We start from the raw sequence: 14,785 nt of genomic DNA, 5'->3' as shown, positions 1-14,785 counted from the left end.
TCAGTTTCTCCCTCGAAAGCGTACTGGCATTCGATCTGACGGATAAATTAACAGGTTTTGCTGTAATTGTTCCAAAGAAGAACGACCGTTGACTAACTCCCAATCGAAGTGGCGCACCAATAATGCTAACATCATCGTTCCTTCCAGCATTGATAGATGCTCTCCTAAACAACGATGCGAGCCTGAGCCAAAGTCTATCATTGGCAGTGAACTTGTTTCCTTATTCTTGTCTAACCAACGTTCCGGCAGGAATTCCTCTGGATGAGCATAAACTTCTGGATCTCTTCCGGCTGCAAGCATTGACCAGGATACTCTCGTCCCACGCGGAATCACTGTACCGTCAATTAGAGTATCCCGTTGAGTTTCCAATGTAGTTGAGCCGGAGGCAACTGAATAAAGGCGCAGTGTTTCTTTGATAATGGCACGAATATAAGCTAATTCTTTGAGGTTTTCTAGGTTAATCCCACCTGGTTTTTGACAAGCTTGGTCAACGATATCCCGTGCTTGTTGAAACACTCTTTGATTTAAGCTCAACTCTCCAAGTGCAAAGGATAAAGTATGGGCTGTGGTGTCAGTCCCAGCTATTAATAATTCAATGGATTCTGATATTAAGGTTTCGCGGTCATATTTTGGCTCTTTAGCCGCGATTTTGACTAACATAGATTCCCTAAACAAACTACTGACTTGTGGGAAATCAGTTTGATTTTGTTCTCTCATCTGTAAAGCTAAGTCTACGCGGGGAGTAAGAAATTCCGTTAAATATCGCCTTGCTGCCCAATAATCCCGTGAATTCTGAGTTGGCAAATATTTCATCCATATTTTCTCCCCTGTAGCTTGTCGCAGGAATCGATAACCTACAACAGACATCGCTTCGTACACATTGCTAACTTCCAGGGGGGGTCCTTCCTGACTGGTACTATTTCTATCTACAGGAATACCTAGTACAAGAGAGGATATCACCCTCATTGTTAGTTCCACAAACAGAGGATCTACCTCCATTTCTTTTGGGGGTGCAACTTGTTTGAGCGTCTCAATGACTTGTTCGCAAGCTTGGCTAATTATTTCCACATATTTGGAAAGATTGCTCGAACTAAATTCCGGATTCCAAGCTTTGCGTCGCCACTGCCACTCGGTTCCAGTTTCTCCGAGCATAATAGAACCGCTGATATCGTTCCATGCTTCGCGTAATTGCTTGGGTCTAATTAAGCTACCATCTCTCATTCCATTGATAATGGTATCTTCAATTACTTTTGGTTTACTTAAAATCACAACTGGAGTCCTGCCATTCCAGATGACGTACATCGGGCCTAGCTGCTGACTCCAATCAAAGGATTGCTGAAATAGTTTCTTCTGTTTTACTGCAGCTAATATTTGTGGCAGATTTCCTAATACCCAGTATTGGGGAGGCGAAGGAAGTGATTTTAGCGATTTATAAGCCTCCTTTTCTTTCCACCATCGCCAACTCAGTATAGATGCTATGCTAGTAACGCATAATACTATTACTAAATATGAAAAGAAGGAAGAAGAACCATTTATTTGAGAATTAATGCTTTGAAACATAAATCTACCCAAGTCCATAGTTTTTTATTACCCATATACTACCTTGGAAATGGAGATTAAGTAAGTCAACCTAATTAAATATAAAACGTTCGACTTGGTAATTGCCTGATGTGGCTCTAGCATTCACTCGTTTAATGATGGCCTGGGATAATTCATACTCGTCTTCAAATACGCAACAAGCTCTGGACTTACGCACTTGTCATATTATAAACACCTGTAAATCCCCAAAAAACTAAAGCCCTTTTCCGTTGTTGCGGGAAAAGAGCTTTAATTTATTATTAACCTGGCACTGAGCTATTTTACCGGGCAGTGACCCGCCGAGTATCTTCGCCATAGCAACGTTTAACAACCGAGTTCGGGATGGATCGGAGTGGTTCCATTACATCATAAGCACCAGGAAAGCTTTGAAAACTTTTAATCCTGTGTCTGCGTTTAGTTTGATGCGCTGCATCTCTTTCGCTCGACTTAATTACTTTATCAAGTTTTCCCCTGTCTGTCAACCCCAAAGTCAAAACTTTTTTTCGATCGCCCGAAACTGCTGGAATTATCGGGGTTTGAGGCGTGGTTTGGGGGGGCGACCGATCGACCTTTAACTCACAAGTCCAAAAACGCCGCCTCAATTCCCTGTTCTCTGCGAATCTTCCCGTCCTTCACAAACCACGCCACGACCTGCTTAACTGTTAATTGTTCGATCGGGCTTTCAGATTCTGTCGCAATTTGCCTCAAAGGCCGCAAAGACGCAACCACCAAATTTGTAAAAAAGTTTTCAAAACTAGCATCAAGTTCGATCGACCCTTTAATACTCTCATCATTTTTAATCCAATCCATCACCTGCCCATTAGTCACCTCAGCCACCGGCTTCCCAGTCTCTCCAGCAATTTGCTTGAGCACCCTCAAAGCATAAATTGCCACCCGCGCCGAAAACTTTTCCTTCGACGACAGCAGCGCCATATCAACTTCGGCGCACTCTTCCGGCTTTAAAAAATCTGCTAGCGGTTCCATATATTAAAAATTGGTAATTGGTAATTAGTAATTGGTAATTAGTAATTGGAATTTAGGATTGGTAATTGGGAATTTGAAATTCTCATCCTTCATCCTTCTTCCTTGCTATCAAATAACCGCAGCGGTGTTCCCCATTAATCATCGAGTGAGTCCGCTCCACAATACAATCCGGCAAAACCGCTGCAAACATTTCCAACTCATTGCCACACACACTCGGAAAAGTTTCAGCAACATTAGAAATCGCGCAGTTGTGTTCCATCAACACAAATCGATCGCCCAAACCAGGGCGATCGCACATCCCAACCTCTACAGATTCTACAGGATAACACTCAGCCATATAACCTTCAGCCCTGCGGAGTTCCATTAACTTAGTCACCCTCTCCTGCAGCGAACCCGCACCCATCAGCCGCCGATACTCCGTCGCCTTGCGCTGCCACTGTTTTCGCAAGATAGTAATCACTTGCTCGCGGCCGACGGTTTCCGCCAACGTATCCAGGAAAGAGACTGCAAAATCGCCGTAACGATTCGGGAAGCGATCGCGCCCCTGACTGGTAAGCTCATAAATGTGCTGCGGCCGCCCCATCCCAGCCTGAACCGACTGATACTGAATCAGCCCCTCCGCTTCCAAATCCTTCAAGTGACGGCGAATCGCCTGCGGACTGATATCCAAAGACTCCGCCAACTCAAGAGCCGTCCCCTGCCCCCCCTTGAGCAAATATTGCAGGATGTCTTGTTTCGTGGAAGTCTGCTGAGTAGTCTCCATCATCTTCACAAAAAATTATTAATTTGACTTTGACAATATCACTGTTGTTAATGTAGCTTAAAATATACTAAAGCAACAAATCTGTTGTTTAACTTCCCAGAGCAGCCCCCAGAACTCGCCGGGCCCCCGACAGTTCTACGTCTGCCATCTTTGAGAGACATATCCAGAACACTCGAAAGCGCAAAATTAATGAGCTCTACAGTCACAACCCTAGTCAACCAGCCCTATAAATACGGTTTCGTCACCGACATCGAGTCAGACACCATCCCCCGCGGCTTAAGCGAAGATGTAGTCCGCCTGATTTCCGCCAAGAAAAACGAACCGGAATTCATGCTGCAATTCCGCCTCAAAGCATACCGGAAGTGGTTGACAATGACCGAGCCCACCTGGCCCCACGTCAACTATCCCGCGATCGACTACCAACAAATTATCTACTATTCCGCGCCCAAACAAAAGCCCAAAAAGCTCAACAGTTTGGACGAAGTAGACCCGACACTGCTCGAAACCTTCGAGAAACTCGGCATTCCCCTATCCGAACAAAAGCGGCTGGGAAATGTCGCCGTCGATGCCGTTTTCGACAGCGTTTCAATTGCCACAACATTTAGAGAAAAGTTAGCCAAAGATGGTGTTATTTTCTGTTCCATCTCAGAAGCCGTCAAAGATTATCCCGAATTAATAGAAAAATATCTCGGCAGCGTCGTACCAGTCGGCGATAACTTTTTCGCAGCCCTCAACTCCGCCGTATTCAGCGACGGTTCCTTTGTTTACATCCCCAAAGGCGTCAAATGCCCCATGGAACTGTCAACCTATTTCCGCATCAACAACGGAGATTCCGGCCAGTTCGAGCGCACACTAATTGTTGCAGAAGAAAACAGTTCTGTGTCTTACCTAGAAGGCTGCACCGCGCCGATGTTTGACACCAATCAACTGCACGCCGCAGTTGTGGAATTGGTAACAATGGACAATGCGGATATCAAATACTCCACAGTGCAAAACTGGTACGCTGGCGACGCCAACGGCAAAGGCGGCATTTACAACTTCGTGACGAAACGGGGTTTGTGTCAAGGAGTTAATTCTAAGATTTCTTGGACACAAGTAGAAACCGGTTCCGCGATTACTTGGAAATATCCCAGTTGCGTGTTAGTCGGCGACAACTCGGTAGGCGAATTCTACTCGGTAGCGCTGACAAATAACAAGCAGCAAGCTGACACCGGCACCAAAATGATCCACGTTGGCAAAAACACTCGCAGCACGATTATTTCTAAGGGAATTTCGGCTGGAAATTCATCCAACAGCTATCGCGGTTTGGTGAAAATGGGGCCGAATGCTAAAGGCTCTCGCAATTACTCTCAGTGCGATTCCATGCTGATTGGGGATAACGCTCAAGCGAATACTTTCCCTTATATTCAAGTGCAGAACCACACTGCTAAAGTCGAACACGAAGCTTCTACTTCTAAGATTGGGGAAGAGCAATTGTTCTTCTTCGCACAGCGGGGAATTTCCGCAGAAAATGCTATTTCGATGATGATTAGCGGTTTCTGTAAAGATGTTTTCAATCAGTTACCGATGGAATTTGCGGCGGAAGCTGATAAGCTGTTGAGTCTGAAGCTGGAAGGAAGTGTCGGGTAGAAGGAAGAAGGAAGAAGGAAGAAGGAAGAAGGAAGAAAATATTTTGGCGGGCGAGAAACCCTCGTTACCAGGCTCTGCCTGGTAACGCATATCTAGAGGCTCTGCCTCACATTTCTCTCTCCCGTTTCCAACGAGGCAGAGCCTCGCGACACGCATTCCTAGGCAGAGCCTAGGAACGAGAAGAACGAGAAGAAAAAACTGTAAAGTGCATTGAGGAAAAGGACAAAAATAGATGATTGTAGAAAATAGTCAAGTGGTGCTATCCGTCCGCGATTTAACTGCGAATGTGGAAGATACCCAAATCCTGAAGGGTTTGAATCTGGAAATTAAATCGGGTGAAATTCACGCGATTATGGGCCCGAACGGTTCGGGGAAAAGCACTTTATCCAAGATATTAGCCGGCCATCCTGCTTATACAGTAACGGGCGGAGAAGTTACTTTTCTGGGTCAAAATTTGCTGGAATTAGCGCCGGAAGAACGCTCTTTAGCTGGCGTGTTCTTAGCTTTCCAATATCCTTTAGAAATTCCCGGCGTTAGCAATCTGGATTTCTTGCGCGTGGCTTACAATTCTCACCGCAAACATCGCGGGTTGGAAGAATTGGATGCTTTTGATTTCCAAGATTTAATTGAGGACAAGCTGGATATTGTCAAGATGAATGATTCTTTTTTAGGCCGCAGCGTTAATGAGGGTTTTTCCGGTGGCGAGAAAAAGCGGAATGAAATTTTGCAAATGGCGTTGTTGGAACCGAGATTAGCTATTTTGGACGAGACTGATTCGGGTTTGGATATCGATGCTCTCAAGATTGTCGCCGGCGGTGTGAATCAGTTGTCAACTGCAGAAAATTCGATGTTGGTGATTACTCACTATCAGCGGTTGCTGAATTACATTATTCCTGATTTTATTCACGTCATGGAAGCGGGTAGAATTATCTTGACTGGCCCGAAAGAGTTGGCGCTGGAATTGGAAGAGCGCGGTTATGACTGGGTTGTGGAAGAGGAAGCAGCAGGAGTAGGCGCGCGATGATGAATACGCAAGTTGCTAGTAGGGAAATGTTTTTGACTGATTTGGTGAATCAGTGCGGCAAGTTGGAGGCTGCTAATAGCAAAAGTGCGGCTTACGGGTTGCAGGATTTGCGGGATGCGGCGACTGAATACGTGCTTTCTTCAAGTTTTCCGACGGTGAAGGATGAAGAATGGCGCTTTACTGATTTGTCGTCGGTGTTGCAAATTCCTTTTCATATACCGCAGAGCAATCAGTCAAAAGTTAAGCTGGCTGATATCATTATGCCAGTGAAAAATCGGGATGATTTACCATTAAGATTGGTATTTGTCAACGGTTTTTATGCGCCGGATTTGTCAACGGTGGAGTCGTCGGTTTTGCCGAATTTGCCGATCGACTTTTACGCAGGTAATCTATCCAATGTACCCGAAAAATATCAAGGGCGCATCAGCGATGTTTTGAGCAAGCACAGACAGCAAACCGAGGTGTTTACGGCGCTGAATACTGCGGGTTTGGCGGATTCTGCGGTGGTGTTCGTGCCTGCCAATATGTCGATCGACCTTCCGATTCACTTGCTGTTCCTGACAGCGCCCGGTGCATCTCCCACGATGTCCCAGCCGCACTGCTTGGTCATAGCTGAGCCTGGAAGCAATGTGACGCTGGTTGAGGATTACGCAACTATCGGTAATGTACCAGCCTTTACTAATGCTGTAACGGATGTTATTGTCGGCGAAAACGCCACTGTGAATCACGTTCGGCTGCAGCGGGAAGGTGGGGAGGTTGTTCATATCGGCAAAAGTGCGATCGAGCAATCTCGTAATAGCCGTTACACTTGTCATGCTATCAGCTTGGGAGGCAAAATATCGCGGCACAATTTAGAAGTTTTTCAGCGCGGCGAAGCCACTGAAACAACTTTAAACGGCTTAAGTGTAGCCTTTGGGGAACAGTTATCTGACACTCACAGTTTAATCGATTTTAATCACCCCCACGGTACAAGCCGCCAATTGCACAAGTGCATTATCGGTAACAAAGCTCGCGCTGTATTTAACGGCAAAGTTTTCGTTCGCAAAGCCGCACAATTGACAGATGCCGGACAATTGAGCCGGAATTTGTTGCTGTCGCCGAGAGCTCGCGTAGACACTAAGCCGCAGTTGGAAATTGTCGCCGACAACGTTAAATGTTCCCACGGTGCAACTGTCAGCCAGTTAGAAGATGATGAACTTTTCTACTTGCAAAGTCGCGGTTTGGATTTAGAAAGAAGCCGCTATTTGCTAATCGATGCTTTTGCGGCAGAAATGCTCAATCAGTTGCCAATTATTGGCGTGGCTAAAATGCTTTCTACCTGCGTGGCTATCCAAGGATAACTCATACAGATGAGGATATAGAGGACACAGCATTGCTGTGTCTATACCACATCTAGCACCATTTTAACAGCCTGTAGGGGCGGGTTTTACGAATAATAATTGCCTAAAACCCACAATTTCGTAAACCCGCCCCCACCCAACGACAAATCATTAACTTCAAAAATTATGACACTTATTCAAGAAAAAACACTTGCATCAAAAGTTCGCGGTGACTTCCCAATTTTGAATGAAAAAGTTAACGGTAAACCGCTAGTTTATTTAGACAATGCAGCTACTTCTCAAAAACCCCTAGCTGTGCTCAACGCTTGGCGTGATTACTACGGACAATACAATGCAAACGTGCACCGAGGCGCTCACACTCTCAGCGCCAAAGCGACTGATGCTTACGAAGGTGCGAGAGACAAAGTTGCGGCGTTTGTAAATGCGGCGTCGCGGCAAGAAATTGTTTACACTCGCAACGCTACCGAAGCGATTAATTTGGTGGCTTATTCTTGGGGTTTGAGCAATCTGCAAGCCGGAGACGAAATTATCCTGTCGGTGATGGAACACCACAGCAATCTCGTTCCCTGGCAAATGATGGCTCAAAGAACCGGTGCGGTGCTGAAGTTTGTGGAGTTAACGGAAACTAACGAGTTTGATTTGGAACAGTTTAAAACGCTGATTTCCCATAAAACTAAGTTGGTGTCAACCGTTCACGTTTCTAATACTTTGGGCTGCATCAGTCCAGTCAAAGAAATCTGCAAAATTGCCCACAGTTTCGGCGCAAGAGTTTTAATTGATGCTTGCCAAAGCGTGCCGCACATGATAGTAGACGTGCAAGCAATAGATTGCGATTGGCTGGTTGCTTCCGGTCACAAAATGTGCGCTCCGACTGGCATCGGTTTTCTGTACGGTAAACTGGACTTGCTGAGAGAAATGCCTCCGTTTTTCGGCGGCGGCGAGATGATTGCTGACGTGTTTCTCGATTATTCCACCTATGCCGATTTGCCGCACAAATTTGAAGCCGGCACGCCTGCAATCGGAGAGGCGATCGCCCTTGGTGCAGCAATCGATTATCTTAGTAACATTGGCATGGATAAGATTCACGCTTGCGAAGCAGAATTGACTGCTTATATGTTCCAACAATTGCGGCAAATTCCAGAGATCAAAATTTACGGCCCGCAGCCAGACAGCAACGGCGAAGGTAGGGCAGCTTTGGCGGCATTTACTGCGGGAGAAATTCACCCTCAAGACTTGTCTACCTTGTTAGATCAGGAGGGAGTCGCGATTCGTTCCGGGCATCACTGCACGCAAGCTTTGCACCGCTATTTGAACATTTCATCTACGGCGCGGGCGAGTTTGTATTTTTACAATACTCGCGAGGAGATTGATGTGTTTGTGAAAGCGTTGAAAGAGACGATCGACTTTTTTGCTGAGATTATGGGATAAGTTAATTAGTGATTGAAATGGCTTTTTTTTGAACCGCAGATGTCGGCAGATGAACACGGATGAACGCAGATGAAGAAAAAATCTAAATCTGTCAATATCGCTCTTTCTTCATCCGCGTTCATCAGCGTCTATCCGCCTGCATCTGCGGTTCAAAAAAAAGACCGTGAAGCCCCGATATCCCGTAGGAAATAGCCCTTCGAAATAGTATCTTAGCCTGTGGTATCATAAAACTAGAGTTTTCTCAGCTCAAGGAGATTTTGAGATGATTGCTACTACTTCAAGTTTAGCCGAACAGAGAACACTGCTAGAAAATATTAGCTGGTCAACCTTTGAAACGTTGCTCAAAGAAATAGGCGATAAGCGAGGTTATCGCATAGCTTACGATGAAGGGAGACTGGAAATTATGGCGCCACTATTTGAACATGAGAACTACAAGAGCAATTTCGGTAATTTCATCATTGCTTTAGCAGAAGAACTCGACATTGAAATTAAAAGTGCTGGCTCAACTACTCTCAAACTCAAAAATGCCAAAAAAGGCATAGAACCAGATAATTGTTATTATATCCAAAATGAAGCAGCAGTTAGAGGCAGGCAAGAATTAGATTTAGAAACTGCCCCACCGCCCGACTTAGCAATTGAAATAGATATTACCAGCAGTTCAGTTGATAAGTTCGCCATTTACTCCGCACTTGGCGTCCCGGAACTCTGGCTATATAACGGGCGAGTTTTGAAATTTTATCAGTTGGTAGAAACTGAATATATTGAGCGCGACTTTAGTATTGCTTTTCCCTTTGTATCAGCAGGGGAAATGGCTGGGTTTTTCACTCGCACTCAAACGATGGGGGAAATGGCTTTGCTAAAATCCTTTAGAACTTGGGTTAAGGAGAAAATATAGAAATGGTCTTACATAATGAAAAAATTACTAACTACTACAATTGTTTTTCTCTCCACTGCAATTCCTTGTTTTGCTATGACTCCCTCTGAGCTAGCAATATTTGCAACTAACTATAAATACAATGAGAAGGCTCCGGTAGCTTATTCTTATTATGACAAATCTTGTCAAACGAATGTCTCTGTTTTTTTGGTAAAAACCATGGATTTAGGCAATGGAAGAATCGGAGGAATTACCAATCAATTTCTGTGCTGGGGAGCCACCTACACTTATTTTGAAATGGCTCGCGGTAACTTGGGATCTATTCGAGCCTTTGTGGCAATAGGTGCAGGCAGATCCACTCGCTATACAAACTGGGGCCCAGTTGCCAACCCAGGGGATGATTTAACTCCGAATCAGTTGACATCTGTGGCAAAAACGATGACAGCAAATACAAAATGATTTGTAGTTAAAACTCCGTAATTTCAGGATGAACAAACTGATAACCAGCCGCCTTAATCTTTTGATTCGACACCCTAGCATTATAAGGCCGCACGCTAGGACTTCCATCCCAGGAAACTTTAGGCAAATTGTGAGTTTCAAAAATGCGATCGAGCAATTCACCACTGGATAGCGACACATCCCCGACTAAATTGTAAATTCCCTGCAATCGATTTTCTAAAGCAAAGGTTAACCCCCCAACAACATCATCTCGATGCACCCAATTAGTAGCATCTTCACCCCTACCGGGACGAGTGTTCCCAGCCCAGCCTCCAAAGATTTTAACTAATTCTCGCCCTAGCCCATAAATTCCTCCCAAACGGAGAATGCAGACTTGAAGATTGGGACTCGATGCTGCTAATAAAACCCGTTCTGTTTCTGCGAGAATTTCACCGTTTGGATTAGCCGGCGCAACGGGAGAATCTTCATTTACCAATTCACCTTGGCGATCGCCATACACAGAGTAAGTACCCGTATAAATAACCTGCTTTACTCTCGGTATCTGCTGTAAAACCGATACTAAAGTTGTCGCAGTTTCTAAATAACTCTCCCGATAAGCCTGAGAATTTGGAGCACCTACGCACAGCATAACAGTATCTTGTTCTTGCAATAAAGCCGTCATTGCATCTTTCTCATTTCCTTTGAGCACGGCTACCCGCTGCGCGACACTCTCTAACTCAACTACTCGCGTCGCCGTGGTAGTTGTCGCCGTCACGGTACAATCTGATTTGCCGCGTAAATGTTTGGCTGTCGCAGTACCCACATAGCCACAGCCGACGATCGCAACTTTCATAAAAAATTCTCCATTGTGTCATACTCTCTAAAATTATTGCCGGTTTCTGAAATCATGGCGCGCTGAGTTTTGTGGTAAAATGCAAAGCGTCGCGATCGAAGTACCATCATGTCCGAGAGAGATATTTTTGCCACCTCCTCAGAAAGCGAACTTTTAGCTTTTTATGGTTCTTTGTTTGCGATCGCAGCCGCCGATGGTTCCATTGATATTGACGAACTAGATTTGTTGTTTAAAACCATAAATTTAGACAAATTTTCTGACTCTGCAAAGACTCACATCCAATCCTACACAGCCAATCCCCCATCACTCAGCGACTGTTTGCAAACACTCAGCAAGTCAGAAGAACCGCTGCGTTTGGGAGTCATGTATTTTTTAATTAACATTGCTGAGGCAAATAAGACGCTGCATCCCGCAGAAAGCGAGGCGATCCAATCCGCAAAAAAACTGCTGGCGGTTTCCGACTTGCAAATCCAAGCCATGCAGGAATTCATCGCAGACATGAAACAAATACGGGAGGCTGCCCCTAATAAAAATCAGGCATCAGCATCCTTCAATTCTGCTGTTTCCCAGCTTAAAATGAATGGCATTCCTCTCGATTTAATCGACCGAAAAGGAACCACAACAAACCTCAGCAACCTCCAAATCAACTATTCAGATGAAAGTTTTTGGACTAAACTTAAAAATTTTGCTTTAACCGCAGGAAGAGAAGTAGTTGAAAAAGCTTTGATTCTCTACTATACGGCCCAGAACCCAAACGTGCCTGCTTGGGCAAAAGGAGTTGTAGTTGGAGCTTTGACCTATTTTATATCTCCTGTTGATGCCATTCCAGATATAATAGTCGGCATCGGATTTACTGATGATTTAGGAGTATTACTTGCGGCAATAGCTACTGTGTCAGTATACATTAATACTGATACTAAAGCACAAGCAAAACAAAAAATGAAAGATTGGTTTGGCTCATAATATTATGTCCGATTGAGCATTTTGTTTCCGTCTGAATCGGAATAATATAATCTGAATAATATAGTAGTTTTTAATCGGATGAAATACAGGACACGGCAGTGCCGTGTCCCTACCCCATATCTGTAATTTACTAAACTGAAAACTTAATTATTTGGGATTTTCAGTCTTTAATCGCCTTACCATCTCGATTGACAATACGGCTTTCACCATCCTTAGCCGTGACATTTTCATAAACCCCTTCATCCCGCTTCACGTACTTGCTGAAACCCGAATTTTTATAATCGGTGTCGGATGTCGGCTTCATCAATCTCGGAGCGCTCAGCAGTCGGCGTACCGGAGCATCTGCGGGAGTCTCCCCGAGTTCGCACTTAGCCAACTCGCACAGTTGACCCCAAGTCGAAACTTCCAGGTTCATGCTGTGCGAAACTTCTAATTGCTGGTTGTTTTCGGGACACAAATAATCGTATACAGGCATACTAAGAATCTCGTTTGCAACTACTAAAATTACTAATTGCACGGTTATTGATAATATTATAGCTCAACCTTACTAATAATTCAACCCCAAAAATCAAACTTTACTATTTTTAACGATTGTTAAAACACTAAATCAGCTATATTATTAACCCAGTGTGCTTGCTCCCGGATGCGATCGAGACAAAGCCCAAAATTACCCTACCCTGAAATCCTCTGACTCGATCGCACGATCGCACGATCGACGGCTAGCAAATGCCCGCAAGACTTCCCTCAATGCCGTCAAAGGATTGATCATCATTTTCAGACTGTACGCAAATCACAGATTCTAAGTTTCAATTTTATTTATTTACTCACCACCGAGGATTTACCGATGAGCGATTTCAAAGTTACGCCAGAAGTAGAGCTGAACACAGCTCAAATGTTGGAGCGATACCAACTGCAAGATGAGACAACTCTGCGGCGTTGGGCAAAATTGCATGGCATCAACAGCACTCGTGGTTTCTTCTATCCCAGTGAAGTAGATTTGATGGATCATGCTCACCACCATCTTTACAATTTGGGAATGAGCATTGCTGACTACCAAAGTCTTTTAGACCGGCGCCGCAGCCATTCCCAGACATCAGGCGACCAAAATAAAACAGTAGCAAGTCAAGTTGCTGACGAAGCATACGATGCCATAGAAACGCTGACAGATCAGTATGCTGAAGCTATAGATTTAATGGGAGAACGCATAGCAGACCATTTCATAGATGAACTGGATCTATCTGTGATGCGGCACCTTTCTCAAAAAGTGAAAGACCGTCGCACTCTCAACGGTCAAAGTAAAAAGCCTAACCGTTTTCTCCAAGTGATTAAAGCCGTGTTGCAACCGAGCAGCGAAAATACGCTTTTGGTTCCAAAAAAAGAAGATGATTCTAGTTTAGAATTAGAACAGCATCATCGGCTCGGCTAGTCGCCGATTTTTTTGAAAGACTAAGAGACTTTTTGTCAAATTTACTGGTCAAATTTACTGAAAAGCCCACCCGAACCCTCCCCTTGTCAAGGGGAGGGAGCAAGAGTCAATCGATTTTAGATTTTAGATTTTAGATTTTAGATTTTAGATTTTAGATTTTAGAATTGAAGCATTGACCCCACAGATAAACTGGGGGGCAAGTTTCATCGGATACAGGTTTTTTATTTCTGGACGGATGAATCCGGGGGATTGTATCCTGGATGCTTTCGGTCACATTTTTTATATTATGAAGGGGAACTGAAGAGAATAAATTAACGTTTCCCAGAAGCCTAAATTACTTTTCAACTGATGTTGGGCTTCGCGAATCAGCCCAACCTAATATAACTGGGGACAGATGGCGCGATCGCCCAAATTAGAGATAATATCTGCAGAATTGAACCTGTCAACCTCGCCCAAGGTAAAAAAATGATTAAATCCTGGATGGTAATTGGAGGCGTCGCCTTGATAGTAGCACTAGCAGCTAACTTAATCCCGCCCAGCGACATCCAATGGTTCAACCGCTTGCAGCGTCCAAGATGGCTAGTATTTGAAAAAGCCATTCCCCTAATTTGGACAGTAATTTTTATTTGTGCAGCTTGGTCAGCAGTGATTGTTTGGGAAAAAGAACCTGGAACTCAGGAGACTTGGCTGAGAATGGCTTTGTACCTGCTTTTAGAAATAGTAACCATGTCTTACACCTCGGTTATGTGCAAAGTTAGGAGTCTAAAAGTCGGCACAATAATCGGCGGGACGGGCGCTATTTTAAGCGTAATCCTAGCTTTAACTGTGTTGCCAGTTTCGGAGCCGGCCGCCCTTTTATTGCTGCCTTACATACTTTGGAGTCCGATCGGCACTTACACCACTTGGGTAATGATGCACCTGAATCCGGCGGATGTTTAGCCTCTCATGGAATTAGTCATTTTAATGGGATTGCAAGCATAGAAAAAAAGCACCTTTTAAACCTAAAATGTGCTCGCTGTTAGATCCCCGGCTTCTTTAATAAGTCCGGGAGCTGGGTCTTCTGTTTTTAGAAAATTGGCAATTAATTAACGATCAACTATCTCAAACCAGATCGACTGCCATAAACTTTAACCCTTTCTTTCTACCTTGAATTTATCACAATAGTTTTATGTATCAGACTGCAAATTTTCTATCGCGGAAATGAGTTGTTGCAGTAGTTCACCAAAGCCAGCCATCTGTTCATCAAAAGCATCGCCATTCCTTACATAAAGATCATTCTTTCGTTCACTTTCAAGCACTTCCTTTGCAGCTATAACTTCTGCGACACTAATGCCATGCTTCTTGGATAATTTTACTATCACTGCAATAAAAGCATCCAGATGTGAATCTTCTACTGTGCAGTAATTTCGCTCTTTCTGGCTAAATAAAGTACCCATCTGGTTTCTCAAAATAGTTATTTCTTAAACATACCACAATTATGATATT

Annotated in this window: 16 protein-coding genes and 1 rRNA gene; 10 read left to right on the top strand and 7 right to left on the bottom strand. The window is 44.2% G+C overall.

From position 1 onward, the window contains the following. The 4 genes from QUA36_RS15095 to sufR form a co-directional block, all read right to left on the bottom strand. Positions 1-1,560 carry a cytochrome P450 gene (locus QUA36_RS15095; RefSeq protein WP_333458251.1) on the bottom strand — a complete coding sequence of 520 codons (1,560 nt, stop codon included), beginning with the start codon at positions 1,558-1,560 and terminating at the stop codon, positions 1-3. Positions 1,561-1,841: 281 nt separating this feature from the next. Then, positions 1,842-1,958 (bottom strand): 5S ribosomal RNA (rrf, locus tag QUA36_RS15090). Positions 1,959-2,154: 196 nt separating this feature from the next. After that, on the bottom strand, positions 2,155-2,562 hold the full coding sequence (locus tag QUA36_RS15085; protein ID WP_333458250.1) for a hypothetical protein: 408 nt from the start codon (positions 2,560-2,562) through the stop codon (positions 2,155-2,157). 82 nt (positions 2,563-2,644) lie between these two features. Next, positions 2,645-3,328 (bottom strand): iron-sulfur cluster biosynthesis transcriptional regulator SufR, encoded by a 684-nt coding sequence (gene sufR / locus QUA36_RS15080; RefSeq protein ID WP_333458249.1) that lies wholly within the window; start codon positions 3,326-3,328, stop codon positions 2,645-2,647. Between the two features lie 186 nt (positions 3,329-3,514). Here sufR and sufB point away from each other — a divergent pair, with 186 nt between their 5' ends. The 6 genes from sufB (at position 3,515) to QUA36_RS15050 (ending at position 10,079) form a co-directional block, all read left to right on the top strand. Next, positions 3,515-4,954 carry a Fe-S cluster assembly protein SufB gene (gene sufB / locus QUA36_RS15075; RefSeq protein ID WP_333051992.1) on the top strand — a complete coding sequence of 480 codons (1,440 nt, stop codon included), beginning with the start codon at positions 3,515-3,517 and terminating at the stop codon, positions 4,952-4,954. A gap of 232 nt (positions 4,955-5,186) precedes the next feature. After that, complete coding sequence (gene sufC, locus QUA36_RS15070) at positions 5,187-5,978, top strand: Fe-S cluster assembly ATPase SufC (protein WP_333160843.1); 792 nt, start codon at positions 5,187-5,189, stop codon at positions 5,976-5,978. Continuing rightward, complete coding sequence (sufD, locus tag QUA36_RS15065) at positions 5,975-7,318, top strand: Fe-S cluster assembly protein SufD (RefSeq protein ID WP_333458248.1); 1,344 nt, start codon at positions 5,975-5,977, stop codon at positions 7,316-7,318. Before sufC ends, sufD begins: the two co-directional genes overlap by 4 nt. A gap of 165 nt (positions 7,319-7,483) precedes the next feature. Next, on the top strand, positions 7,484-8,746 hold the full coding sequence (locus QUA36_RS15060; protein ID WP_333458247.1) for a SufS family cysteine desulfurase: 1,263 nt from the start codon (positions 7,484-7,486) through the stop codon (positions 8,744-8,746). A gap of 262 nt (positions 8,747-9,008) precedes the next feature. Further along, complete coding sequence (locus QUA36_RS15055) at positions 9,009-9,641, top strand: Uma2 family endonuclease (protein WP_333458246.1); 633 nt, start codon at positions 9,009-9,011, stop codon at positions 9,639-9,641. Positions 9,642-9,839: 198 nt separating this feature from the next. Then, positions 9,840-10,079 (top strand): hypothetical protein, encoded by a 240-nt coding sequence (locus QUA36_RS15050; protein WP_333458245.1) that lies wholly within the window; start codon positions 9,840-9,842, stop codon positions 10,077-10,079. Positions 10,080-10,086: 7 nt separating this feature from the next. Here the strand turns inward: QUA36_RS15050 and QUA36_RS15045 are convergent, their stop codons facing one another. After that, entirely contained in the window at positions 10,087-10,911 is an 825-nt protein-coding gene (locus tag QUA36_RS15045) for an NAD-dependent epimerase/dehydratase family protein (protein WP_333458244.1), read from the bottom strand. A gap of 108 nt (positions 10,912-11,019) precedes the next feature. Here QUA36_RS15045 and QUA36_RS15040 point away from each other — a divergent pair, with 108 nt between their 5' ends. Further along, positions 11,020-11,874: a DUF1232 domain-containing protein gene (locus tag QUA36_RS15040; protein WP_333458243.1), complete on the top strand. Its 855-nt coding sequence runs from the start codon at positions 11,020-11,022 to the stop codon at positions 11,872-11,874. 160 nt (positions 11,875-12,034) lie between these two features. Here the strand turns inward: QUA36_RS15040 and QUA36_RS15035 are convergent, their stop codons facing one another. After that, positions 12,035-12,349, bottom strand: a complete 315-nt coding sequence (locus QUA36_RS15035) for a zinc ribbon domain-containing protein (protein ID WP_333160857.1) — start codon at positions 12,347-12,349, stop codon at positions 12,035-12,037. A gap of 154 nt (positions 12,350-12,503) precedes the next feature. On the opposite strand from QUA36_RS15035, the gene QUA36_RS15030 reads away from it, so the two are divergent. From QUA36_RS15030 to QUA36_RS15020, 3 genes are all read left to right on the top strand, one after another. After that, complete coding sequence (locus QUA36_RS15030) at positions 12,504-12,677, top strand: hypothetical protein (protein WP_333458242.1); 174 nt, start codon at positions 12,504-12,506, stop codon at positions 12,675-12,677. A 41-nt stretch (positions 12,678-12,718) separates the two neighbouring features. Beyond that, on the top strand, positions 12,719-13,300 hold the full coding sequence (locus QUA36_RS15025) for a hypothetical protein (RefSeq protein WP_333160859.1): 582 nt from the start codon (positions 12,719-12,721) through the stop codon (positions 13,298-13,300). A gap of 465 nt (positions 13,301-13,765) precedes the next feature. After that, positions 13,766-14,239, top strand: a complete 474-nt coding sequence (locus QUA36_RS15020; RefSeq protein WP_333458241.1) for a TspO/MBR family protein — start codon at positions 13,766-13,768, stop codon at positions 14,237-14,239. Between the two features lie 227 nt (positions 14,240-14,466). Here QUA36_RS15020 and QUA36_RS15015 read toward each other — a convergent pair whose 3' ends face one another. Beyond that, entirely contained in the window at positions 14,467-14,736 is a 270-nt protein-coding gene (locus QUA36_RS15015; protein ID WP_333458240.1) for a hypothetical protein, read from the bottom strand. Positions 14,737-14,785 lie beyond the last annotated feature (49 nt).

It is taken from the genome of Microcoleus sp. Pol10D4 (assembly GCF_036701555.1).
GTDB lineage: Bacteria > Cyanobacteriota > Cyanobacteriia > Cyanobacteriales > Microcoleaceae > Microcoleus.
Note: the sequence above shows the minus strand (reverse complement) of the source record. Positions and strands in the feature narration are given on the sequence as shown.

What these genes read in the sequence shown, in the direction of transcription:
- QUA36_RS15095 (WP_333458251.1), bottom strand. Translation starts at nt 1,560, where the DNA reads ATGTTTCAAAGCATTAATTCTCAAATAAATGGTTCTTCTTCCTTCTTT.
- QUA36_RS15085 (WP_333458250.1), bottom strand. Translation starts at nt 2,562, where the DNA reads ATGGAACCGCTAGCAGATTTTTTAAAGCCGGAAGAGTGCGCCGAAGTT.
- sufR (WP_333458249.1), bottom strand. Translation starts at nt 3,328, where the DNA reads ATGATGGAGACTACTCAGCAGACTTCCACGAAACAAGACATCCTGCAA.
- sufB (WP_333051992.1), top strand. Translation starts at nt 3,515, where the DNA reads ATGAGCTCTACAGTCACAACCCTAGTCAACCAGCCCTATAAATACGGT.
- sufC (WP_333160843.1), top strand. Translation starts at nt 5,187, where the DNA reads ATGATTGTAGAAAATAGTCAAGTGGTGCTATCCGTCCGCGATTTAACT.
- sufD (WP_333458248.1), top strand. Translation starts at nt 5,975, where the DNA reads ATGATGAATACGCAAGTTGCTAGTAGGGAAATGTTTTTGACTGATTTG.
- QUA36_RS15060 (WP_333458247.1), top strand. Translation starts at nt 7,484, where the DNA reads ATGACACTTATTCAAGAAAAAACACTTGCATCAAAAGTTCGCGGTGAC.
- QUA36_RS15055 (WP_333458246.1), top strand. Translation starts at nt 9,009, where the DNA reads ATGATTGCTACTACTTCAAGTTTAGCCGAACAGAGAACACTGCTAGAA.
- QUA36_RS15050 (WP_333458245.1), top strand. Translation starts at nt 9,840, where the DNA reads ATGGATTTAGGCAATGGAAGAATCGGAGGAATTACCAATCAATTTCTG.
- QUA36_RS15045 (WP_333458244.1), bottom strand. Translation starts at nt 10,911, where the DNA reads ATGAAAGTTGCGATCGTCGGCTGTGGCTATGTGGGTACTGCGACAGCC.
- QUA36_RS15040 (WP_333458243.1), top strand. Translation starts at nt 11,020, where the DNA reads ATGTCCGAGAGAGATATTTTTGCCACCTCCTCAGAAAGCGAACTTTTA.
- QUA36_RS15035 (WP_333160857.1), bottom strand. Translation starts at nt 12,349, where the DNA reads ATGCCTGTATACGATTATTTGTGTCCCGAAAACAACCAGCAATTAGAA.
- QUA36_RS15025 (WP_333160859.1), top strand. Translation starts at nt 12,719, where the DNA reads ATGAGCGATTTCAAAGTTACGCCAGAAGTAGAGCTGAACACAGCTCAA.
- QUA36_RS15020 (WP_333458241.1), top strand. Translation starts at nt 13,766, where the DNA reads ATGATTAAATCCTGGATGGTAATTGGAGGCGTCGCCTTGATAGTAGCA.
- QUA36_RS15015 (WP_333458240.1), bottom strand. Translation starts at nt 14,736, where the DNA reads ATGGGTACTTTATTTAGCCAGAAAGAGCGAAATTACTGCACAGTAGAA.